This is a genomic window from Curtobacterium sp. MCBD17_035, from assembly GCF_003234815.2.
Taxonomy (GTDB): Bacteria; Actinomycetota; Actinomycetes; order Actinomycetales; family Microbacteriaceae; genus Curtobacterium.
In genome coordinates, this window is record NZ_CP126279.1 from 3039523 (window position 1) to 3061312 (window position 21790).

20 protein-coding genes and 1 riboswitch are annotated in these 21790 nt (G+C 72.5%); of the genes, 13 read left to right on the top strand and 7 right to left on the bottom strand.

The features are described from left to right. Positions 1-80 precede the first annotated feature (80 nt). Together galT and galK are read left to right on the top strand one after the other, a co-directional pair. Entirely contained in the window at positions 81-1184 is a 1104-nt protein-coding gene (gene galT, locus DEI93_RS14305) for a galactose-1-phosphate uridylyltransferase (protein ID WP_111011513.1), read from the top strand. Then, entirely contained in the window at positions 1181-2326 is a 1146-nt protein-coding gene (gene galK / locus DEI93_RS14310) for a galactokinase (RefSeq protein ID WP_111120686.1), read from the top strand. Before galT ends, galK begins: the two co-directional genes overlap by 4 nt. A 134-nt stretch (positions 2327-2460) precedes the next feature. Here the strand turns inward: galK and DEI93_RS14315 are convergent, their stop codons facing one another. Together DEI93_RS14315 and glyA are read right to left on the bottom strand one after the other, a co-directional pair. Further along, the gene (locus DEI93_RS14315) at positions 2461-3381 is read right to left on the bottom strand and encodes a bifunctional methylenetetrahydrofolate dehydrogenase/methenyltetrahydrofolate cyclohydrolase (RefSeq protein ID WP_111011536.1); all 921 of its coding nucleotides are present in this window, start codon (positions 3379-3381) and stop codon (positions 2461-2463) included. 29 nt (positions 3382-3410) lie between these two features. Next, positions 3411-4709 (bottom strand): serine hydroxymethyltransferase, encoded by a 1299-nt coding sequence (gene glyA, locus DEI93_RS14320; protein WP_284158458.1) that lies wholly within the window; start codon positions 4707-4709, stop codon positions 3411-3413. A 35-nt stretch (positions 4710-4744) separates the two neighbouring features. Beyond that, positions 4745-4830: riboswitch (ZMP/ZTP riboswitch) on the bottom strand. 93 nt (positions 4831-4923) lie between these two features. Between glyA and clpS the strand changes: the two genes are divergently transcribed. The 7 genes from clpS to DEI93_RS14355 all read left to right on the top strand — a co-directional run bounded on the left by clpS (position 4924) and on the right by DEI93_RS14355 (position 10328). Beyond that, positions 4924-5202, top strand: coding sequence for an ATP-dependent Clp protease adapter ClpS (gene clpS, locus DEI93_RS14325; RefSeq protein WP_111120692.1), 279 nt, complete (start codon positions 4924-4926; stop codon positions 5200-5202). Continuing rightward, positions 5199-5687, top strand: a complete 489-nt coding sequence (locus tag DEI93_RS14330; protein WP_111013072.1) for a DUF2017 family protein — start codon at positions 5199-5201, stop codon at positions 5685-5687. Before clpS ends, DEI93_RS14330 begins: the two co-directional genes overlap by 4 nt. A gap of 56 nt (positions 5688-5743) precedes the next feature. After that, positions 5744-6175: a MarR family winged helix-turn-helix transcriptional regulator gene (locus DEI93_RS14335; RefSeq protein ID WP_111049114.1), complete on the top strand. Its 432-nt coding sequence runs from the start codon at positions 5744-5746 to the stop codon at positions 6173-6175. Between the two features lie 240 nt (positions 6176-6415). After that, positions 6416-7753: an MFS transporter gene (locus tag DEI93_RS14340; RefSeq protein WP_111119968.1), complete on the top strand. Its 1338-nt coding sequence runs from the start codon at positions 6416-6418 to the stop codon at positions 7751-7753. 60 nt (positions 7754-7813) lie between these two features. Beyond that, positions 7814-8671 (top strand): formyltetrahydrofolate deformylase, encoded by an 858-nt coding sequence (gene purU, locus DEI93_RS14345; protein WP_111119969.1) that lies wholly within the window; start codon positions 7814-7816, stop codon positions 8669-8671. Positions 8672-8676: 5 nt separating this feature from the next. Further along, positions 8677-9165 (top strand): YrdB family protein, encoded by a 489-nt coding sequence (locus DEI93_RS14350; protein WP_258372269.1) that lies wholly within the window; start codon positions 8677-8679, stop codon positions 9163-9165. Continuing rightward, positions 9162-10328 (top strand): N-acetylglucosamine-6-phosphate deacetylase, encoded by a 1167-nt coding sequence (locus DEI93_RS14355; RefSeq protein WP_111119970.1) that lies wholly within the window; start codon positions 9162-9164, stop codon positions 10326-10328. Before DEI93_RS14350 ends, DEI93_RS14355 begins: the two co-directional genes overlap by 4 nt. A gap of 3 nt (positions 10329-10331) precedes the next feature. Here DEI93_RS14355 and DEI93_RS14360 read toward each other — a convergent pair whose 3' ends face one another. Genes DEI93_RS14360 through DEI93_RS14380 form a run of 5 tightly spaced genes read right to left on the bottom strand, consistent with a single transcriptional unit; the run spans position 10332 to position 16740 of the window. After that, positions 10332-11288 carry an ROK family protein gene (locus DEI93_RS14360; RefSeq protein ID WP_220037891.1) on the bottom strand — a complete coding sequence of 319 codons (957 nt, stop codon included), beginning with the start codon at positions 11286-11288 and terminating at the stop codon, positions 10332-10334. Next, on the bottom strand, positions 11285-13006 hold the full coding sequence (locus DEI93_RS14365) for a dipeptide ABC transporter ATP-binding protein (RefSeq protein WP_111119971.1): 1722 nt from the start codon (positions 13004-13006) through the stop codon (positions 11285-11287). Before DEI93_RS14365 ends, DEI93_RS14360 begins: the two co-directional genes overlap by 4 nt. After that, positions 13006-13926, bottom strand: a complete 921-nt coding sequence (locus DEI93_RS14370) for an ABC transporter permease (RefSeq protein WP_111011522.1) — start codon at positions 13924-13926, stop codon at positions 13006-13008. Before DEI93_RS14370 ends, DEI93_RS14365 begins: the two co-directional genes overlap by 1 nt. 43 nt (positions 13927-13969) lie before the next feature. Further along, positions 13970-14929 (bottom strand): ABC transporter permease, encoded by a 960-nt coding sequence (locus DEI93_RS14375; RefSeq protein WP_111025731.1) that lies wholly within the window; start codon positions 14927-14929, stop codon positions 13970-13972. Continuing rightward, a complete protein-coding gene (locus DEI93_RS14380) occupies positions 14926-16740 on the bottom strand; it encodes a peptide ABC transporter substrate-binding protein (RefSeq protein ID WP_111119972.1) in 1815 nt (604 codons plus the stop codon). The genes DEI93_RS14375 and DEI93_RS14380 overlap by 4 nt, the downstream gene beginning before the upstream one ends. Before the next feature lie 246 nt (positions 16741-16986). Between DEI93_RS14380 and DEI93_RS14385 the strand changes: the two genes are divergently transcribed. Genes DEI93_RS14385 through DEI93_RS14400 form a run of 4 tightly spaced genes read left to right on the top strand, consistent with a single transcriptional unit; the run spans position 16987 to position 21750 of the window. Further along, positions 16987-18168: an ROK family transcriptional regulator gene (locus DEI93_RS14385; protein ID WP_111013063.1), complete on the top strand. Its 1182-nt coding sequence runs from the start codon at positions 16987-16989 to the stop codon at positions 18166-18168. Continuing rightward, positions 18158-19738, top strand: coding sequence for a M81 family metallopeptidase (locus DEI93_RS14390; RefSeq protein WP_111119973.1), 1581 nt, complete (start codon positions 18158-18160; stop codon positions 19736-19738). Before DEI93_RS14385 ends, DEI93_RS14390 begins: the two co-directional genes overlap by 11 nt. Then, the gene (locus DEI93_RS14395) at positions 19735-20529 is read left to right on the top strand and encodes a copper homeostasis protein CutC (protein ID WP_258372262.1); all 795 of its coding nucleotides are present in this window, start codon (positions 19735-19737) and stop codon (positions 20527-20529) included. The genes DEI93_RS14390 and DEI93_RS14395 overlap by 4 nt, the downstream gene beginning before the upstream one ends. 27 nt (positions 20530-20556) lie before the next feature. Beyond that, positions 20557-21750, top strand: coding sequence for a MalY/PatB family protein (locus DEI93_RS14400; protein ID WP_111011541.1), 1194 nt, complete (start codon positions 20557-20559; stop codon positions 21748-21750). The last annotated feature ends 40 nt before the right edge of the window (positions 21751-21790 follow it).

Genomic DNA, 21790 nt, shown 5'->3' on the forward strand with positions numbered 1-21790 from the left:
TTCGTCTGCTTCCGTTCCGTTTCGCAATCCTTCGTCCGGGAGTAGGGTTGCCCGGTGTCCACCGATGGGAAGGAACACCAGTGAGCGGGATCACCAAGCGGGCGACGACCCTCGCGGACGGTCGTGACCTCATCTACTTCGACGACGCGGACACGCAGCTGCCCGCCGAGCGTCGCATCGACGAGCGCGTGCTCGACCCGCGCCCCGCCACGGCGCACATGCGGCAGGACGTCCTGACGGGCGAGTGGGTGTCGATCGCCTCGGCTCGACAGAACCGCGCCTTCCTGCCGCCGGCCAACCTCGACCCGCTCGCGCCCCAGACGGACGAGAACCCGTCGGAGATCCCGAGCCGGTACGACGTCGCCGTCTTCGAGAACAAGTCACCCTCGTTCGGTCCCGACCTCGAGGCCGACGACGCACCACCGTCGGTGGCCGCGCTGTCCGAGGTCGGCCTCAACCGCACCTACCGGTCCGTCGGGCGCTGCGAGGTCGTCTGCTTCAGCCCGGAGACGAGCGGCTCGTTCGCGTCGATCACCGAGTCCCGCGCCCGGACCGTCGTCGAGGCGTGGGCCGACCGCACGGCCGCACTGTCCGCCATGCCGGGCATCGAGCAGGTGTTCCCGTTCGAGAACCGCGGCGAGGCGATCGGGGTCACGCTGCACCACCCCCACGGGCAGATCTACGCCTACCCCTACGTGACGCCCCGCACGCAGCGCCTCCTGGCGTCGATCGAGCGCTTCGGACCGGACCTGTTCGAGCAGCACCTGGCGAACGAGCGGGCGTCGGACCGGGTGGTCCTCGCGGGCGAGCACTTCACAGCGTTCGTGCCCTTCGCCGCCCGATGGCCGCTCGAGATCCACATGCTGCCGCACCGGCACGTCCCCGACTTCGCCGGCCTCACCGACGCCGAGAAGGACGAGCTCGCGCACATGCACCTGCGCCTGACACGGGCCCTCGACGCCCTCTACGACTCCCCCACGCCCTACATCGCGGCGTGGCACCAGGCGCCGGTGTCGATCGGCCGCGACGCCGTCCGGTTGATGCTGCAGATCACGTCGCCCCGGCGTGCCGAGACGAAGCTCAAGTACCTGGCCGGCAGCGAGGCCGCGATGGGCGCCTGGATCGGCGACGTCGTGCCCGAGGCCCAGGCCGAGTTCATCCGAGGAGGGATCGAACGCGTATGACCACCGACTTCCAGAGCGTCTTCGGCGCGGAGCCGACCACGCGGTACTCGGCACCGGGCCGGGTGAACCTGATCGGCGAGCACACCGACTACAACGACGGGTACGTCCTGCCGTTCGCGATCGACCGCCGTACCGTCGCCGACATCCGCGTGCGCGACGACCGGCTGCTCCGCGTCGCGTCGTCGTTCGACCCGGAGGGCGGCGTGCAGGAGCGCTCACTCGACGCGCTCGATCCCGCCGACATGGACGGCTGGTCGGCGTACGTGTTCGGTATCGCCTGGGCCCTGCAGGACCGGGGGGCGGACCTGTCCGGCGCGACAGGGCTCGACGTCTTCATCCACTCCGAGGTCCCGGTCGGGGCGGGGTTGTCGTCGAGCGCCGCGATCGAGTGCGGCGTCGCGCTGGCGTTCGACGACCTGTGGAGCCTCGGCCTCGACCGGCAGGAGCTCGCGCGCGTCGGGCAGTGGGCCGAGAACAAGGCGGTCGGGGCACCCACGGGCATCATGGACCAATCGGCGTCGCTGCTCGGCCGGCAGGACGCGGCCGTGTTCCTCGACTGTCGATCGCTCGAGGCAGAGGTCGTCGACCTCGGCTTCGACGCCGCGGGTCTCGAGCTGCTCGTCATCGACACGCACGTCCAGCACGCCCACGCCACCGGGGGCTACGCCGCACGTCGGGCGTCCTGCGAGCGGGGGGCCTCGGTGATGGGCGTGTCCGCGCTCCGCGACCTGTCCGTCGACGACCTCCCCCGCGCGCAGGAGCTCCTCGACGACGAGACCTTCCGCCGCGTCCGGCACGTCGTCACCGAGGACCAGCGTGTCCTCGACACCGTCCGCACGCTGCGCGAGCAGGGTCCGCGCGCGATCGGCGACCTGCTCGTCGCGTCGCACGCGTCGATGCGCGACGACTTCGAGATCTCGGTCGCCGAACTCGACCTCGCGGTGGAGACCGCGCTCGAGCACGGCGCCGTCGGTGCCCGCATGACGGGGGGCGGGTTCGGTGGCGCCGCCATCGCGCTCGTCGACCGGGAGGCCCGGGACACGATCGCGGACGCGGTCACCGCCGCCTTCGCCGCGGCCGGGCACTCCGCGCCCACCGTGTTCACCGTGCACGCCGACGAGGGTGCCCGGCACGACGCGTAGCGCCGGCGGTCGGGACGACGCTCCCACGGCGCCGACCAGCAGCGAGATCGAACCGCGCGATGCCGTTCGAACACGGGGATCCCGGTGTTCGAACGGCATCGGCGTGTTCGACGCCGACGCCCGGCGCGGTGAGCTCAGTGCCGGTGGCGCTCGGCGGCCTCGACGACGTTCTTCATGAGCATCGCCCGGGTCATCGGCCCGACGCCGCCCGGCACCGGCGACAGGAACCCGGCCACGGACGCCACGGCGGGGTCGACGTCGCCACGGAGCTTCGCCCGACCCGTCTCGGGGTCGACGACGCGGGTGATCCCGACGTCGATGACCGCCGCACCGGGGCGCACCCAGTCGGGCTGCACCAGACCCGCGACACCAGCGGCCGCGACGACGATGTCCGCCCGTCGGGTCTCCGCCGCGACGTCGGACGTGAGCGAGTGCGTCAGCGTGGCCGTCGCCTCGAGCCGGGTGAGGAGGAGCCCGAGGGGTCGTCCGACGGTCAGCCCCTGCCCGATGATCGTGACGTGCTGTCCTCGGATCGGGACGTCGTACGCGCGGAGCATCTCGACGATGCCGCGCGGCGTGCACGGGAGCGGCGCGTCGATCGTCCCCGCGCCTCCCGGCACCGCGAGCACGAGCTCACCGAGGTTCGTCGGGTGGAGGCCGTCGGCGTCCTTGTGCGGGTCCATGAGCTCGAGCATCGGCGTCGGGTCGATGCCCTCGGGCAGCGGGAGCTGCACGATGAACGCGGTGACCGCGGGGTCGTCGTTCATCTGCAGGATCGCCGCGCGGATGTCGGCCGCCGACGCCGTCGCGGGCAGGTCGATCCGCACCGACTCGATGCCGATCTCGGCCGAGTCACGGTGCTTGCCGGCCACGTAGGACAGCGAACCGGGGTTCTCGCCCACCAGGATCGTCCCGAGTCCGGGGCGCACGCCGTGCTCGTGCAGTCGTGCCACGCGGGTCCGGAGTTCGCCCCGAACGCGAGCGGCCAACGCGGCGCCGTCGACCCGGATCGCCGTGCCGTCGGCGTCGAAGCGGTCGCGCGGGAGCGGCGGCAGCTCGTGCTCCGCCGCCGTGCCGGTGTCGCTCACGCGTACAGCGGGAACGCGGCGGTCAGGGCCTTCACCCGGGCCGAGAGCGCGGCGATGTCCGGCTCCGGCATGAGCGTGGCCGCGATGACGTCCGCGACCTCGGTGAACTCCGCGTCGCCGAACCCGCGGGTGGCGAGGGCGGGCGTGCCGATCCGGACGCCCGAGGTCACCATCGGCGGCCGCGGGTCGAACGGCACGCTGTTGCGGTTCACGGTGATGCCGACCTCGTGGAGCAGGTCCTCGGCCTGCTTGCCGTCGACCTCGGACGCGCGCAGGTCGACGAGCACGAGGTGCACGTCGGTCCCGCCGGTCAGGACGTCGATGCCCGCTGCCTTGGCGTCGGGCTGCGTCAAACGCTCGGCGAGGATCTTGGCGCCGCGGACGGTGCGCTCCTGGCGGTCCTTGAACTCGGGCTCGGCCGCGAGCTTGAACGCCGTGGCCTTCGCCGCGATGACGTGCATGAGCGGCCCGCCCTGCTGCCCGGGGAACACGGCCGAGTTGAGCTTCTTGAACAGCGATTCGTCGTTCGACAGGATCACGCCCGACCGCGGCCCGGCGAGGGTCTTGTGGACGGTCGAGGACACGACGTGCGCGTGCGGCAGCGGCGACGGGTGGAGGCCCGCGGCGACGAGCCCGGCGAAGTGCGCCATGTCGACCCAGAGCTTGGCGTCGACCTCGTCGGCGATCGCCCGGAACTTCGCGAAGTCGAGCTGCCGCGGGTACGCCGACCACCCGGCGATGATGACCTTCGGCCGGTGCTCGAGCGCCTTCGCGCGGATGTCGTCGTAGTCGACCTCGAAGGTCTCCGGGTCGACGCCGTAGGCCACCGCGTTGTAGAGCCGCCCCGAGAAGTTGAGCTTCATGCCGTGGGTGAGGTGCCCGCCGTGCGCGAGCTCGAGCCCGAGGATGGTGTCCCCGGCGGAGGCGAGCGCGTGCAGCACGGCCGCGTTCGCCTGGGCACCGGAGTGCGGCTGGACGTTCGCGTACGCGGCGCCGAACAGCGCCTTCGCCCGGTCGATCGCCAGCTGCTCGGCGATGTCGACGAACTCGCATCCGCCGTAGTAGCGCTTGCCCGGGTAGCCCTCGGCGTACTTGTTCGTCAGGACGGAGCCCTGCGACTCGAGCACCGCGCGGGGCACGAAGTTCTCGGACGCGATCATCTCGAGGTAATCGCGCTGGCGCCCGAGCTCGAGCTCGAGGACCCGGGCGATCTCCGGGTCGACCTCGGCGAGCGGGGCGTTGAAGGTGGACGGCAGGCGGTCGGACGTGGCGGCGCTGGGCTCGGAGATGGACACGGTGGCTCCTCGTGGTCGTTCACGGAACGGTCGGGTCTCGTGGCCCAGGCGTACGGCCGCGATCCGTGTCTGTTGCCGCTCCCCGATGGTGACCCATCCAACGCCAGTCGCGACAGCAGGGATCGTACCAAGGCAGGCCTCCCGGGCGCGAGGGCCGAGCCTGCACGAGCAGTGGGCGAAGCGACCGGGCGCGTGCGACCCTGGAGGGGTGACGATGCTCGAGCCCGACCTGGACGTCCGGGAGCGCACGCGCTCGGACGCGCCCTGGGTCGCGGTCGTGTGGGACGACCCGGTCAACCTCATGTCGTACGTGACGTACGTGTTCCAGACCTACTTCGGCTTCCCGCGACACAAGGCCGAACGGCTCATGCGACAGGTGAACGACGAGGGCAGGGCGGTCGTCGCGCGCGGCCTGCGCGAGGAGATGGAGCGCCACGTCGAGGCCATGCACGGGTTCGGTCTGCAGGCGACGGTCGGCAGGGACGCCACGTGATCCCGTTCGTCCGACGTCGCGACGGCGTGCACCTGACGCTGTCGCGGGGCGAGCGCAGCGTGCTCGAGAGCCTGACGGCGCAGCTCATGCAGATCCTGCAGGGGGACCTGGCCGGTGATCCGGTCGCGCTGCGGCTGTTCCCCGTCGCGTACCCGGACGACCCCGAGGCGTCCGCGGAGTTCCGCCGCTACACGATCGTCGACCTGCAGACGCAGAAGGCCGAGAACGCCCGCATCGTGCACGACTGGTTGACCGGCCGCGCGTCGGGACCCTTCGACCGGGAGGCCGAACAGGCGTGGCTCCGCTGCCTCACCGACCTGCGGCTCACCGTCGCGGAGCGGCTCGGGATCACCGACCACGACCCGGACGACCCCGACGCCGATCCGGACGGTGTCGGGAGCGAGATCGGACTCCGCGACGTCTACGACTGGCTCGGCTACGTGCAGGAACACCTCGTCGTCACCCTGCAGGGGCACGGGGACTGAGCCCCACAATGGAAGTCTGCCTTGCAAGGCTGGCTTCCCAGGCGTAGCGTCGTCGCGTGACCGAGCGCAGCGCATCCGACATCGACCTCGCCGAGGCGCTCATCGCCGTGCACGGCCGGTTCCGTCGCACGCTCCTCGTCGCCAAGACCGACGAGATCTCGCCGACCCAGTCCGCCGTGATCGGCCGCCTGCTCCGCGACGGCCCGCAGACCACCGCGGACCTCGCCCGCGCCGAGGGCGTGCGCCCGCAGTCGATGGGTGCCACGATCGCGGGTCTCGTCGAACTCGGTCTCGCCGTCCGTGAGCCGCATCCCACAGACGGTCGACGAGCGCTCGTCCAGCTCACCACCGCCGGCCGGGAGGCCCGCGCCGGTTCCCACGCGAGCCGCACGCGCCTCGTCGCGGACCGGCTCGCGGGCCTCCCGGCCGAGGACCGCGCCGCCGTCGAGCGCGCGATCGACGTGCTCGGGTCGCTCGTCGACCCCTGACGCGGGCGCCGCACCGCGCTCACGCCGTGGCTCCACCGCCACCCCCCCCCCGCTCGGTCGCTCGCTCGCCGCACCTCCAGCTCGCCGCACCTTCAGCTCGCCGTACCTCCCGCTCGCCGCACTTCCCGCTCGCCGCACCGACCGAAAGCCGCCGTCACGTCCGCGTCCACCGCATCCGTCCCCACCACCGGCCCCGCACGGCAGCGCCACCCCGGTTTCGGCCCGAAGCTCCTCGTCCCGGTGCTCGTCGGACCGCTCCTCAACCCGATCAACACCACGATGGTGTCCGTCGCGCTCGCGCCGATCTCCCGCGATCTGGGCATCGGGTCCGCGCAGGCGATCTGGCTCGTCGCGGCGCTGTACCTCGCGAGCGCCGTCGCCCAGCCGTCGATGGGGAAGCTCGCTGACCGGTTCGGGCCGAAGAAGGTGTTCCTCACGGGGCTCGTCATCGTCGGCGTCGCCGGGTTCGTGCCCGAGTTCCTCACCGGGTTCGGGGGCGCCGTCACCGCTCGCGTGCTCATCGGCATCGGGACCTCGTCCGCCTACCCGGCCGCCCTGACCACACTCCGCCAGCAGTCCGAGCGCATCGGCAAGCCGACCCCGCCGCTCGTGCTCGGCGCGCTCTCGATCACGTCCCTGGTCTCCGCGGCCGCCGGGCCACCGCTCGGGGGCGCACTCATCGCCGCCTTCGGGTGGCACGCGATCTTCCTCGTCAACGTGCCACTCGCCGCCTTCGGGTTCGTCGTCGCGGGGCTGTGGCTGCCGTCCGACGCGTCGCGGCCCCGCCGCGACGACGGAGTGCCGGTGCTCACCGCGCTCGACCCCGCCGGCATGCTCCTCATGACCGGGACCGTGTCCGCGCTGCTCGTGTTCCTGCTCGACCTGTCCGACGGCCTCTGGTGGCTGCTCGGGGTCGCCGTCGCGCTGCTCGTGGCCCTCGTGCTCCGTGAGCTCCGGGCGGCCAAGCCGTTCATCGACGTCCGGCTCCTCGTCACGAACCGGGCGCTGAGCCGCACGTACATCCGGTTGTTCCTCGTCTACATGGTCGCGTACACGATGACGTACGGGTTCTCGCAGTGGGTGCAGGACGTCGCCGGCTACTCGAGCGACCAGGCCGGGTACATCCAGCTGCCCTCCGCCGTGATCGCCGGCGTCGTGTCGTTCCTCGTGGCGCGACGGACCCGCGTCCGGACGCCGCTCGTGATCGCAGCCACGGTCCCGGTCGTCGGCGGGCTGCTGCTCCTCGGCCTCCACGCCGGCAGCCCGGTCTGGCTCATCGCCCTCGTGCCGACCATGTTCGGGGTGCCGCAGGGGCTCGCGTCGGTCTCGAACCAGGCGGCGCTGTACCGGCAGGTGCCCTCGTCGTACATCGGCACCGCGGCGGGTCTGTCCCGGACGAGCGTGTACATCGGGGCGATCGCCGCGTCGTCCCTCATCGGCGGTGTCTTCGGCGAGCGCCCCACCACGCCGGACCTGCACCTGCTCGGATGGGTGATCGTCGGCGTCGCACTGCTGCTGTCCGCACTGACGATCCTCGACCGGGCACTGCGGCGGGCGGATCGCAGCGCCGCGGGCTGACGCGGGGCGGACGTGCGCCGGGCCTCCCGGGCCGTCCGCTCGCCCCGATACGCTGAGCGGGTGACCGACCCGACCCACTGGACACTCACCCTCGTCTGCCAGGACCGCCCCGGGATCGTCCACGCGGTGAGCGGCGCCGTCGTCGCGGCCGAGGGGAACATCACCGAGTCGCAGCAGTTCTCGAGCGATGACACGAACACGTTCTTCATGCGGCTGCAGGTGCTCGCACCCGTCTCGCGCGCGGCGTTCGAGGCCGCGCTCGCCCCCGTGGTCGAGCGGTACGACATGACCGTGCAGCTCGACGTCGTCGGGCGCCCCCTGCGCACGCTCGTGCTCGTGTCGAAGGCCGGACACTGCATGAACGACCTGCTGTACCGGCAGCGGAACGGGCAGCTCCCGATCGAGGTGCCCCTGGTGCTGTCGAACCACCCGGACCTCGGGGAGCTCGCCGCGTTCTACTCCGTGCCGTTCGAGCACCGCGCGGTCGTCGACGAGGCCAGCAAGCGTGCCATGGAGGCGCGGGTCCTCCAGGCCGTCGAGGAGCACGACATCGAGCTCGTCGTGCTCGCCCGCTACATGCAGATCCTCTCGCCCGAGCTGTGCGCCGCGCTCGCCGGCCGTGCGGTGAACATCCACCACTCGTTCCTGCCCGGGTTCAAGGGCGCCAACCCGTACCGGCAGGCCCACGCGCGGGGCGTCAAGCTCATCGGGGCGACGGCGCACTTCGTGACGAGCAACCTCGACGAGGGACCGATCATCGAGCAGAACGTCGTCCGGGTCGACCACTCCCGCACGCCGCAACAGCTCGTGTCCATCGGACAGGACGAGGAGTCGCGCACGCTGACCCAGGCCGTCCGCTGGATCGCCGAGGACCGCGTGCTCCTCGACGGCGGCTCCCGCACGATCATCTTCCGGTGAGCGACATGTCGAACCCGCCGCAGTCCCCCGTCGACTGGGAGGACGTCCCGCCGCCCGCAGCCGGCGCGGGCCACGCCGCCCCCGCTCCAGGCCGCGCCGCACCCGCCGCGGGCCGCACGTCGGCGGCCGGGGCTCCGCGGGCCTCCCGGCCGCGCCGCCGCGTCGACGTCTGGACCGTCGTCCGGGTGGTCGTCATGGTGTTCGGCCTGTTCTCGCTCGCCTACTGGGGCTACATCTCGTGGGCCTTCCCGAGCCCCGCCGTCGTGTTCATGGTCGGCGCACCGGTGTTCGCCGCACTCGTGTGGTTCTTCTTCCGCTCGCCGCGGTCCCCGATCCCGACGGACGCGGTCGGCAAGACGATCGTCGAGGTCGCGCTCATCGTCGCCGCGGGCGGCGCCTGGCTCTCCATCGGCCGGCCGTGGGTCGGACTCGTGTTCATCGTCGTCGCCGCGGTGTCGGGCATCGTCGTCGGTCGCCGGGAGACCGCACCGTGACCGGCGGGGAGGCCCAGACCACGCTCCTCCGCGCCGCTCGCGCGGTCGACGTGTCCGGGATCGTCGAGGACCCGTGGCTGCTGCTCGTCGGCGACACGATCCGAGCGACGGGCAGCGGGCCGGACGCCCCCGCAGCAGAGGAGGTCGTCGACCTCGGCACGGCCACGATCACGCCCGGGTTCGTCGACCTCCACGGGCACGGTGGGGGCGGCGGCGCCTACGACCACCCGGACCAGATCCCGACGGGACTCGCCGTCCACCGTGCACACGGCACGACACGGTCGGTGATCAGCCTCGTGGCGAACCCCGTGCCGGTGCTCGTCGACCACCTCACCGCGATCCGCGCCCTCGCCGCCCGGGACCCACTCGTGCTCGGCGCGCACCTCGAGGGACCGTTCCTGTCGCCCGACAACCGCGGCGCACACCACCCCGCGTACCTGGTCCCCCCGGAGCCGGACGCCGTCGCCGCGCTGCTCACCGCGGGCGAGGGGGTCCTCCGCCAGATCACGATCGCGCCGGAACTGCCCGGGGCCGACCGCGCGATCCCCGCCGTCGTCGAGGCCGGGGTCGTCGCCGCGGTCGGGCACACCACGGCGGACCACGCGACGACGCAGCGGGCCTTCGACCTCGGCGCATCGATGCTCACGCACGCGTTCAACGCCATGCCGGGGATCCACCACCGTGCCCCCGGGCCGATCTCGGCCGCGATCGCCGACGACCGTGTGACGCTCGAGCTCATCCTCGACGGCGTCCACGTCGCGCCGGCGGTCGCGCAGATCCTGCTCCGCGCCGCCCCCGGCCGTGTCGCCCTGATCACCGACGCGATGGCGGCCGCCGGCTCCCCCGACGGCGACTACATGCTCGGCGACCTGGGGGTGCGGGTGACCGGCGGCGTCGCGCACGTGGCCGGCTCGGACACCATCGCCGGATCGACGCTGACGCAGGACGCCGCCCTCCGCATCGCCCTGACGCAGACCGACGTGTCGCTCGTCGATGCCGTCGCGGCGCTCACGGCCGTCCCCGCGGGCGCCATCGGCGAGGGGGAGCGCCTGGGCCGACTGGCACCCGGGTACGCGGCCGACGTCGTCGCGTTCCGCGGGGACTGGACCGTCGCGGGGGTGTGGGCTGCGGGGGTGCCGGTGGCCGGGGCCTCCGCGGACTGACGGTCAGCCGGCCAGGAGTGCCCGGGCGCGCGACGCCGCACCGAGCGCCACCGCGTCGCTGCCCAGCCGGGCCCGCTCGACCCGGACGACGGCGCCGCTGACGGGGGGTTCGGCCTCGAGCGCCCGGCGCATCGGCGGCTCGAGCAACGCCCACGCGGCGGACACCCCGCCGCCGATGACGACGGTCCGGACGTCGAGGATCCCCGCGGTCAGGAGGATCGCCCGCGCGAGCCCCCACCCGGCGGCATCGAACACGGCACGGGCGTCGGCGTCGCCGGCCTCGGCAGCGGCGGCGACCTCGTGCGCGTGGCGGGTCCGGCCCGTGCGCTCGGCGTAGCGCGCGCTGATGCTCCGCGCGGACGCCAGGGTCTCGAGGTGCCCGCGCTGCCCGCAGGTGCACCGGGCGTCGCCGAACCCCGGGACGTGACCGATCTCGCCGGCGGCACCACCGGGCCCGTCGTACAGCTCGCCCGCCAGGATGAGTGCGCCGCCGACCCCGGTGCCGAGCGTCATGCCGAGCACGTCCCGCTCCCCCGCCACGGCGCCGGCCGAGACCTCGCCGCGGAGGAACGCGTTCACGTCGTTGTCGAGGGTCGCCGGGACCCCGAGCGCGGCCTCGATCGCCGCGGTCACCCCGAAACCGGCCCAGCCGGTGAACGAGTCGCCGGTCACGAGCACGGTGCCGCTCGCCGCGTCGACGACACCGGCCGCGCCCACCCCGACGCCGATGAGCGTGCCGTGCTGCCGCGTGAGCAAGGCGCCCACCGCCGCGACCGCCGCGCGGACGATCGCAGCGCCGCCGTCGTGCGCCGGTGTCGGGACGTCGGTCCGGTCGAGCACCACGAGGTCCTCGGTGCACAGCAGCACCTTCGTGTTCGTGCCGCCGACGTCGATCCCGGCGAGCAGGCGACGTGGCGCATCGGTCGGGAGGGCCGGGGCCGCGGTGTCCGTGCGGCTCACGCGCGTTCCCCCGGGACCGGTCCTCCGGAGCCGGCGGCGAGCGCCGCCTGTCGCTCCGACCGTCGGCGGCGCTGGAGCACGGGGTCCGGGACCGGCACGGCCGCGAGGAGCCGACGCGTGTAGTCGGTCTCGGGGTGCAGCAGCGTCCGGCCGGTCGGGCCCTGCTCCTCGATCCGCCCGCCGCGCATGACGACGACCCGTGCGGCGAAGTGCTGCACGACGGCGAGGTCGTGCGACACGAACAGGCACGCGAACCCGAGGTCGTGCTGCAGGTCGGTGATGACCTCGAGCACGGCCTCCTGCACGCTGACGTCGAGGGCACTCGTCGGTTCGTCGGCCACGAGGAGCTTCGGCCCGAGCACGAGTGCCCGGGCGAGACTGACGCGCTGCCGTTGTCCTCCCGAGAGCTCGCGCGGAGCGCGTCCGGCCAGGGCACGGGGCAGCCGGACGGCGTCGAGGGCCTCGGCGACGAGGCGGTCCCGTTCGGCACCACCCATGCCCCGGCGGTGGACGCGGAGCGGCTCGGCGATGCACTCGCCGACCGCCATCCGGGCGTCGAGCGACGCGACCGGGTCCTGGAGGACCACCCCGATCCCGCCCTGGAGGGCCCGTCGTGCACGCCCTCGCGTCCGGCGGAGGTCCTGGCCGAAGAGCGCGACGGTCCCGGAGGTGGGCAGCACGAGGCCGAGCGCCACCCGCGCCGCGGTCGACTTGCCCGACCCGGACTCGCCGACGAGGCCCACGGTCTCCCCGGCGTGCACGCGGATGTCGACCCCGGCGAGGGCCTGCACGGCGCGGCGGCCACGACCGAAGGCGACCCCGACGTCCCGCAGGTCGACCACCGGAGGCGTGCCGTCCCTCCCGACCGTCGACGGGTCGTCGGGGACGGGCGCGGGCCGGTCCGGATCCGCCACGAGGAGCCGCGGCACGGCGGCGAGGAGCCGCTTCGTGTACTCGTGCTCCGGTCGGAGGAGGACCTCCTCGACGCTGCCCGTCTCGACGATCTCGCCCTGGAGCATGACGGCGACGCGGTCGGCGAAGTCGGCGACGACGCCCATGTTGTGCGTGACGAGCAGCACCCCGGTGCCGGTGTCGACGGCGAGGCGGCGGAGGAGTTCCAGGATCTCGGCCTGGACGGTCACGTCGAGTGCGGTGGTCGGTTCGTCGGCGATGAGGAGCCGCGGTTCGTTCGCGATGGCCATCGCGATGACGACGCGCTGCCGCTGGCCGCCCGACAGCTGGAACGGGAACGCGGAGGCGCGCTGCTCGGGGTCGGGGATGCCGACGCGGCGGAGCAGGTCGACGGCCTCGCGAGCGGCGTCGGCCGCGGTGACCTGCCGGTGGTTGCGGATCACCTCGGCGATCTGGGCGCCGATCCGGGTGAGCGGGTCGAGTGCGGTCGCGGGTTCCTGGAAGACCATCGACACCGTCCGGCCACGGAGTGCCGCGAGCGACGGCTCGGACGCGCCGACGACGTCGGTCCCGCCGACCGTGGCTCGGCCGCTCGGCGTGGCGTTCGGGGCGAGCAGGCCCATCGCGGCGAGCGCGATCGTGGACTTGCCCGATCCGGACTCGCCGACGAGAGCGAGCGTCTCGCCCGGCCGGACCTGGAGGGACACCCCGCGCACCGCGGGCACGGCGCCGGTCTCGGTGGCGAAGGTGACGTCGAGGTCCTCGACGTCGAGGATCGGCACGGTCGTCTGGGTGGTCGTCGGCATCAGCCGCGTCCTCTCGCGTCGAAGGCGTCCCGGAGCCCGTCGCCGATCGCGTTGAACGCGCAGACGACGAGGATCACGGCGAGGCCGGGCGGCAGGATGAGCCACCACCGGCCCGAGTACGCGGCGGTGAGGCCCGCCGAGAGCATGCCACCCCAGTCGGTCGCGGGTGGCTGCACGCCGAGGCCGAGGTAGGACACGTAGGCGACGAGGAGGATCGCGTCGGCCACCTGGAACGTCGCGGCGACGACGATCGTCGACACGGAGTTCGGGAGCACGTGACGCATGACGGCGCGGGCGTGCGTGCCGCCGATCGCCCGGAGCGTCAGGACGTAGTCGCGGTTCTTGAGCGTGAGGGTCTCGGCTCGGATGAGGCGCGACGGCACGAGCCACGACACGAGGCCGAGGATCACGATGAGCCCGAGGACGTCCGGCGTCGAGATCGCCGAGATGACGAGCAGGATGAACAGCGCGGGGATGGCGATGCCGGCGTCGACGACGCGCATCATGACCGCGTCGACCCATCCGCCCGCGTACCCGGCGATCGCACCCCAGAGCGTGCCGATGACCGTGGCGAGCAGCCCGGCGGCGAGACCGACGAGGAGCGACACGGTCCCGCCGTACATCAGGCGACCGAGCTCGTCGTGGCCGACGGCGTCGGTGCCGAGCAGGTGTGCGCCGCCGGGTCGGAGGTTCGCCTGCGACAGCGTGGTGTGCGTCTGGTCGGTCGGGTACACGAGTGGGCCCACGAAGCAGAACAGCACGAACAGGACGACCACGACGAGGCCGACGACCGCGAGCCGGTTGCGGAGGAACCGGCGCAGCGCGATCCGGAAGCCGGTGGCACCGACGACCTCGACGGCGGGCCCGGCGGCGGAGTCCGGGCTCAGTGGTGTCTGCCCGGGTTGGAGGACGGCGCTCATGCGGGACCTGCCTTGCTTCGGGGGTTCGGGGACCGGTCGCCGGTCATGCCGTCGCCGCCCTGACGCGGGGGTCGACGATCGACTGGATGACGTCGGCCAGGAGCGTGCCGACGACGGTGGCCACGGAGATGACGAGGACGCAGCCGAGGAGCACCGGGTAGTCGGACGACTGCGCGGCACTCCAGAACAGCAGGCCCATGCCCGGGTAGTTGAAGAGCTGCTCGACGACGAGCGATCCGCCGAAGAGCACCGGGACGTAGTACCCGAGCATCGCGATCACCGGCGTGAGCGAGTTGCGGAGGACGTGCCGTCGGAGGATCGCACCCTGTCGTGCGCCGCCGGCCCGCGCGGTGCGCACGTAGTCCTCCTGGAGGTTCTCGAGCGTCGACGACCGCATGTACCGACTGAACACAGCGACCATGGCGGCGGCACCGGTCACCACCGGGAGGACGAGACCGGCCGGGTCGGCGAAGACCTCGGCGAGCGTGTTGCCGTTCGGGGCCTGCGAGGGGAACCACGGCAGGACCTGGCTGAACACCACGATGACGACGAGCCCGAGGAAGAACACGGGGGTGGAGTACGCCACGAACGCGAGGGTCGTGACGACGTAGTCGACCGGCTTGTTGCGCCGGACGGCCTGCCACATGCCGAGCGGGATCGCCACGGCGAGCGCCACGACGGCCGACAGGATCGTCAGCACCAGGGTCTTCGGCAGTCGCTCGACGATGAGCTGCGTGACCGGCTCGTTCAGCGTGTACGAGGAGCCGAGGTCGCCGCGGAGCAAGGTACCGAGGTAGTAGACGTACTGCACGACGAGGGGCTTGTCGAGGCCCTGCTCGCGGTTGAACTGCGCGATCTGCAGGCTCGTGGCCTTCGCCCCGAGGATCCCGCGAGCGGGACCCCCGGGGAGCGTGTGCAGCAGGCAGAACACGATCACGGTGACGATGAACACCACGATCAGGGCCTGCAGCACACGCCGGGCGATGTAGAGCGCAGTGGTCACTTGCTCCACTTCCACTGCGCGGGGTGGAAGTTCGCCAGGGAGTCCTGGTCGAACCCGGTCAGGCCCTTCTTGACGACCGAGATCTGGTAGTCGGGGCTCGGCAGCCAGATCACCGGCAGGTCCTTCGCGACCGTCGCGCTGTAGTCCTGCACCGCGCTCGAGTCGGTCGACGTGGTGCTGGCCGAGATGAGCTGGTCGACCTGCTTGTTCGAGTAGTTCCCGAAGTTCGCGCTGCCGGCGGTCTGGAACAGCGAGTCACCGGTCGGGTACGCGTTGAAGTACCAGCTCCCGGCGGTCCCGAAGAACGACAGCTGCCACTTGCAGATGTCCTGGTCGGCGGTGCACTGCGGCGTCTGCGACAGGACCGTGTTGACCGGGGCGGTCTTGATCGAGAACCCGATGCCGGTCTTGGCGAGCGAGGACTGGATCGCGCTCATCATGTTGTCCGTCACGGTCGAGCCGGACTGCGACAGCACCTGCATCTGGAACTTCGTGCCCTTGGCGACGCCGGCCCCGCACTGCGAGCTCCCGGACCCGGCGTCGGTGCAGACCATCGTGCCGTTCTGCTCGGTCCAGCCGTGGCTCGTCAGCAGGGCCTTCGCCTTGCTGCTGGAGTACGGGTACGGGTTGTCCGTCTGGGTCGACGAGACGAAGTCGGACTTCTGCGCCTGCGGGACCGGCCCGTAGCCCGGCGTCGCGGTGCCGTTGAAGACGACCTTGGACAGCTGTGGCTGGTTGATCGACATCTGCACGGCCTGACGGGCGTACAGCTGCTGGTACACCGGACCCATGGTCGGGTTGTGGAAGTTGTACGGCATGTACGTGATCGCCCACCCGGTCCACGGCTCGACCGAGTAGCCCTTCGACGTGAACGAGGCCTTCTGGTCGATGTCCGAGGGACTGATGTAGCCGTAGTCGACGGAGCCCGAGCGGAGCGCGTTCGTCTCGGCGTCGCTCGTGGTGAACGGCAGCAGGTCGACCGTCGTGATCGAGGGCTTCTCGCCGCCGTCGTACTTCTTGTTCGCGGTCAGGACGACCTTGCCCGAGGTCGAGAACGAGTCGATCGCGTACGGGCCGGAGATCGTGGTCCAGAGCTTGTTCGAGTCGTACCCGGAGATGTCCTTCGCCGCGGCGTTGAGGAACTTCCACACCTGCTTCGCACCCGCGGTCGTGCGGTCGGCGTCACCCACCGAGCCGTTCGCGCTCGTCTTGTCCCAGGCGTGCTGCGGGAGCGGGGTGATGAGGCTCAGCTCGTTCGCGAGCATCCACTGCTCGTTGTAGGCCTTGTCGAACGTGATCGTGAAGTGTCGGTCGTCGATCGTCTTCAGGGACGTCCAGTTGTCGGGCGCCTTGCCCTCGTTGTAGCTCGCCCAGTCGGCCTTGTTCGCCTTGATCACGTTGAACCAGAACTCGACGTCGCGCGAGGTGATCGCCTTGCCGTCGCTCCATTGGCGGTCGCCGAGGGTGATCGTGACGCTCTTGCCGTCCGAGGCGAAGTCCGCGGCCGTGGCGATCGAGCCGGCCTTGTTCCAGGCGATCTTGCCCGTCGAGCCGTCGTACGCGATGAGGGGCTCCCAGAGCGACGACGCGATCGACCCATTGTTCGTGTTGAGGTGCGCCGCGGTCCCGATCGGCAGGATCCAGTTCGGCGTGAAGTTCGCGGGCAGGGCGTAGTCGATGGTGTCGGAACCCGACGACCCGCTCGATCCGCCGGAACCGGCGCAGCCGGCGAGCAGTGCGGACGCCGCGACGGCGACTCCCGCGACGAGCGCCCAGTGGCGGCGGGGACGCCCGGTGCGTGCTGTGGACATTGCTGTTCTCCTTCGAACGGGGCCGGTCGGCTCCAGGGGTGGAAGGGGGATCGGGAGGGGTGGCGCGTGCTGCTGCACAGTCAAGGGCCTGACGAGGTGGAGAAAGAAGTCCCGCCGTGTAAAAACTGCGTTTCTGCGGAACTGCGGAAAGCCAGGGCGACAGCGCAAGGCCGTACACTCGCCACCACCCCACCCGCGATGGAGATAGTTCGACCATGTCTGGAGAAAGTCCCCGGGACCGGTCCCGTGGCTGAGCTCAGTGCCCGCGTGCTCGAGCTCATCGCCTCGGGACAGGCGACCAGCCGCACCGAGATCGCCACGCACCTCGGCGCCGCGCCGTCGACCGTGTCGCTCACCGTCGGGCAGCTCATCGCGAACGGCCTCGTGGCCGAGGAGGGCACCCGCTCGTCGACCGGCGGACGCCCCCGGAAGGTGCTCCGCCTCGGGGGCGTCGACGAGTACGCGCTCGCGGCGGACCTCGGCGGCACGCACGCCCGGGTCGGCGTCGTCCTGCCGGGCGGTGGCCTCAGTGACGTCCGCACGATCCCCTTCGCCATGGTCGACGGGCCGCGCCCCGGGCTCGAACGCCTGGCGGAGGTGCTCGAGGAACTGGCCACACGCCGGGGCCGGAGCGCGCTCCGCGGCGTCGGGCTGAGCCTCCCGGGCCCCGTCGACGTCGAGGCGGGCGTCGTCGACCTGCCGAGCCGCATGCCGGGCTGGAACGGGTTCCCCGTCGCCGCCTGGCTGGCCGAGCGGTTCGGGGTCACGGCGGCCGTCGACAACGACGCGAACTGCATGGCCGTCGGCGAGCACGCGGTGCAGCCGCCGGAGCGTCGCCAGGCGATCATGGTGAAGGCGGGCTCGGCCATCGGTGCGGGGATCATCGCCGACGGCCGGCTCTACCGGGGTGCGACCGGAGCGGCCGGGGACATCACGCACGTGCGCATCGACGCGGCCGGCGACACCCCGTGCTCGTGCGGCAACACCGGGTGTCTCGAGACGGTGGCGTCGGGCGCGGCCCTCGTGCGCATCCTGCAGGAGTCCGACGTCGACGTGGCCACCACGCAGGACGTCGTCGCGCTCGCGACCGACGCCCACCCGGCCGCGACCCGCGCCGTCCGCCGTGCGGGCAAGTACCTCGGCGAGGTGCTCTCCGCCAACGTCAACTTCTTCAACCCCGACGCGGTGTACCTCGGTGGCATCCTCTCGACCGTCGAACCCTTCGTCGCGGCCGTGCGCAGCCAGCTGTACGAGGGGTGTCACCCGCTCGTCACCCAGCACCTCACCATCGAGCGGGCATCGCTCGGGGCCGACGCCGGCCTCGTCGGCGCCGGGCAGTTCGCCCTGCAACGCGCCCTCACCGCCACCCTCGACGCCGTCGCCGGCGCATCCACCACCAACCACCACCGGAGGATCCGTGTCCCCTGAACCCAGCCCGTCCCTCCCGGTCATCGCCGTCGCCGGACTCGGCATCGAGTCGTCGACGTTCTCACCGGCCCGGACGCTGGCCCCGGCGTTCCACCCGCTCCGCGGCGACGAGGTCATGGACCGGTACCCGTTCCTCCGCGCCGGGCAGCCGCTCCGCGAGGCCGCCCGGTGGCGCGGTGCGCTCGTCGGCAAGGCACTGCCCGGCGGGATCGTCACGCGGGACGCGTTCGAGGAGCTCGCCGGCGAGATCACCACCCGGCTCGACGCCATCGTCGGCAGCGGGGCGATCGACGGCCTCTGGTACGACATCCACGGCGCGATGACCGTCGAGGGCCTCGACGACGCCGAGGCGGTGCTGCTCGCACGGATCCGTGAGGTCGTGGGCCCGGACGTGATCGTGTCGACGTCGATGGACCTGCACGGCAACGTGTCGCGGGAGCTGGCCCACGCCTCCGACCTCATCACGTGCTACCGGATGGCGCCGCACGAGGACGCCCTCGACACGAAGGAGCGGGCGGTCCGCAACCTGGTCGACCTGCTGGCCGCGCAGCCGACCCTGCCGTCCGCCACCGACGCCGCCGACGGCGGGGCCGCCCCGCGCGTCCGTCCCGTGAAGGCGTGGGTGCCGGTGCCGGTGCTGCTCCCCGGCGAGCAGACCTCGACGCGGATCGAGCCCGCCGCGCACATCTACGCCGGCGTTCCGGAGGTCGAGGCCACCGACGGCGTCGTCGACGCCGCGATCTGGGTCGGGTACGCGTGGGCCGACGAGCCACGGAACCGCGCCGTCGTCGTGGTCACCGGATGGGACGAGGACGCCGTCACCGCGGGCGCCGAACGCCTGGCCCGGAGCTTCTGGGAGGCCCGCGAGGACTTCGCGTTCGTCGCGCCCACCGGCTCGTTCGCCGAGTGCCTCGACGCCGCGCTGGCCTCCGACGCCCGCCCGTACTTCATCTCCGACTCGGGCGACAACCCGACCGCCGGTGGCGCGGGCGACATGACGTGGGGCCTCACCGAGCTGCTCGCCCGACCCGAGTTCGCCGAACCGAGCGGTCCGACCGTCATCTACGCCAGCGTCCCCGGACCGGAGGCGATCCGTACCGCCGTGGGAGCCGGCGTCGGCGCGACCGTGACCGTCACGGCCGGGGCTGAGGTCGACGACCGGCACGCCGGACCCCTGACCATGACCGGGCGGGTGCACGCCATCCGACACGGCGATCCGGACGCCGTCACCGAGGTCGTCCTGCAGGTGGGCAGCGTGTTCGCGATCCTCACGGAGCTCCGGAAGCCGTACCACCACGAGCACGACTTCACCGACCTCGACCTCGACCCGCGGTCGGCTGACGTCGTCATCGTCAAGATCGGGTACCTCGAGCCCGAGCTGTACGACATGGCGGCCGACTGGATGCTCGGCCTCACCCCCGGCGGCGTCGACCAGGACCTCGAGCGACTCGGCCACCGGCGTATCCGCCGCCCGATGTTCCCGTTCGACCGGGCCTTCCCCGCCGAGCCGGACCTGTCGGCGCGCATCCTGCCGGCCTCGGACGTGCCGCTCACCGGGCCGGACGAGTGAACGACCGGCAGCCGACGTCCGCAGCCGTGGTCGGGCCTCCCGGCCGGGAGGCCCGACCAGCGCTCGAGATCGCGGTCACGTCCGCCGCGGGTGCGGTCGTCGCGCGCGATGGCGGCGCGGACCGCGTCGAGCTCTGCACGGCGCTCGAGCTCGGCGGCGTCACCCCCGCGCAGGGACTCGTGGAGGCCGTGGTCACCGTCGGGATCCCCGCGCACGTGCTCGTGCGGTGTCGGCCGGGTGACTTCGTGTACGACGAGGACGAGATCGCCACGATGATCCGCGAGGTCCGGGCGGTCGTGGCCTCCGGCGCGCGGGGCGTCGTCGTCGGGGCGCTCGGGCCGGACGGGATGCTCGACATCGCGACGATCGCGCGGCTCCGGAGCGCGGCTCGGGACGTCCGGGCCGATGTCGAGGTCACGGTGCACCGCGCGATCGACCACGCCGCGGACCCGATCGCCGCCGCCGCGACCCTGCCGACGCTCGGCGTCACGCGGGTGTTGACGTCGGGTGGTGCCGCGACCGCGCCGCAGGGCCTCGCGACCATCACGCGGATGGTCGCCGCGGCCGGTCCGGTGCAGGTCATGGCGGGGAGCGGCGTGGCACCGCAGGACGTCCCCGCGTTCGCGAACGCGGGTGTGGCGGCCGTGCACCTCTCCGCGAAGCGGCTCGTGGCAGGGCGTGGGACGCGAGCGAGTCGCGTGCCCATGGGCGTCGCGGGCGAGGACACCCACCTGGCCACGGACCCGGCCGTCGTGGCGGCGGCGCGGGCCGCGGTCGACGCGGTGCGCTGACGCCGGGGTTGCTGCCAGGCTGTGGGCATGAGCCTGATGATCTCGCCCTTCGACGCGCGAGCGACCCGCACCAGTGGCAAGTACACCGACTTCCCGCCGGACGTGATCCCGATGTTCGTCGCCGAGATGGACTGCACGCTCGCCGAGCCCGTCCGCGACGCCATGATCGCGGCCGTGCAGGGTGGCGACACCGGGTACCTGGGATCGTCTCGGGAACTGCCGGACGCGTTCGCGGACTTCGCCGAGCGGCGGTGGGGGTGGCGCGTCGAGCCGGACCTCGTGCACACGACCACCGATGTGTCCGTCGCAGCGGTCGAGGTGCTCCGGCAGGTGACGGAACCCGGTGACGGCGTCGTCGTCATGCCGCCCGTGTACCCGCCGTTCTGGGAGTTCGTGGACGAGGCCGGTTGCGTCGCGGTGGAGGTCCCGCTCCTGCCGCCGTCGGACGCCGACGACGACGCGACGCCGTTCCCGACGACCGCCGGCTGGCGGATCGACCTGGACGGGGTGCGCCGCGCGTTCGCCGACGGGGCGCGCACGGTGCTGCTCTGCAATCCGCACAACCCGCTCGGTCTCGTGCACAGCCGGGAGGCCCTCGCCGCGTTGGCCGCGCTCGCCGCGGAGTGGGACGCGGTCGTGGTGAGCGACGAGATCCACGCGCCGCTCGTGCACAGCGACGCGGTCTTCACGCCGTTCCTCGCAGCCTCGGACGACGCGGCCCGGGTCGGGGTCACGGTGACCGCGGCGAGCAAGGGATGGAACATCGCGGGGACCAAGTGCGCCATGATGATCGGCGCCTCGGACCGGGCCGCTGCGTGGTTCGACGCCCTGCCGCGCGAGGTCGAGTGGCGGACGAGCATCCTCGGGTACCTCGCCAGCACGGCGGCCTACCGTGACGGCGAGCCGTGGCTCGAGACCCTGCTCGGCGAACTCGTCGCGAACCGTCGTCTGCTCGCCGAGCTCCTGCCCGAGGTGGTGCCGGGGGCGCGCTACCGGCAACCGCAGGCGTCGTACCTGGCGTGGCTGGACCTCCGCGGCACACCGTGGGGTGACGACCCCGCGACGCCGCTCGTCGACGCGGCACGGGTCGCACTGGGCCACGGACCGGAGTTCGGCACGCCCGGCATCGGGCACGCCCGGCTCAACTTCGGGTGCTCCGAGGAGACGCTGCGCGAGGCCCTCCGCCGGATCGGCGACGCGACGGCCGGCGCAGCGCGCTGACCCTCGGACGCGACGACGGGCCCGGTGCGTGTGCACCGGG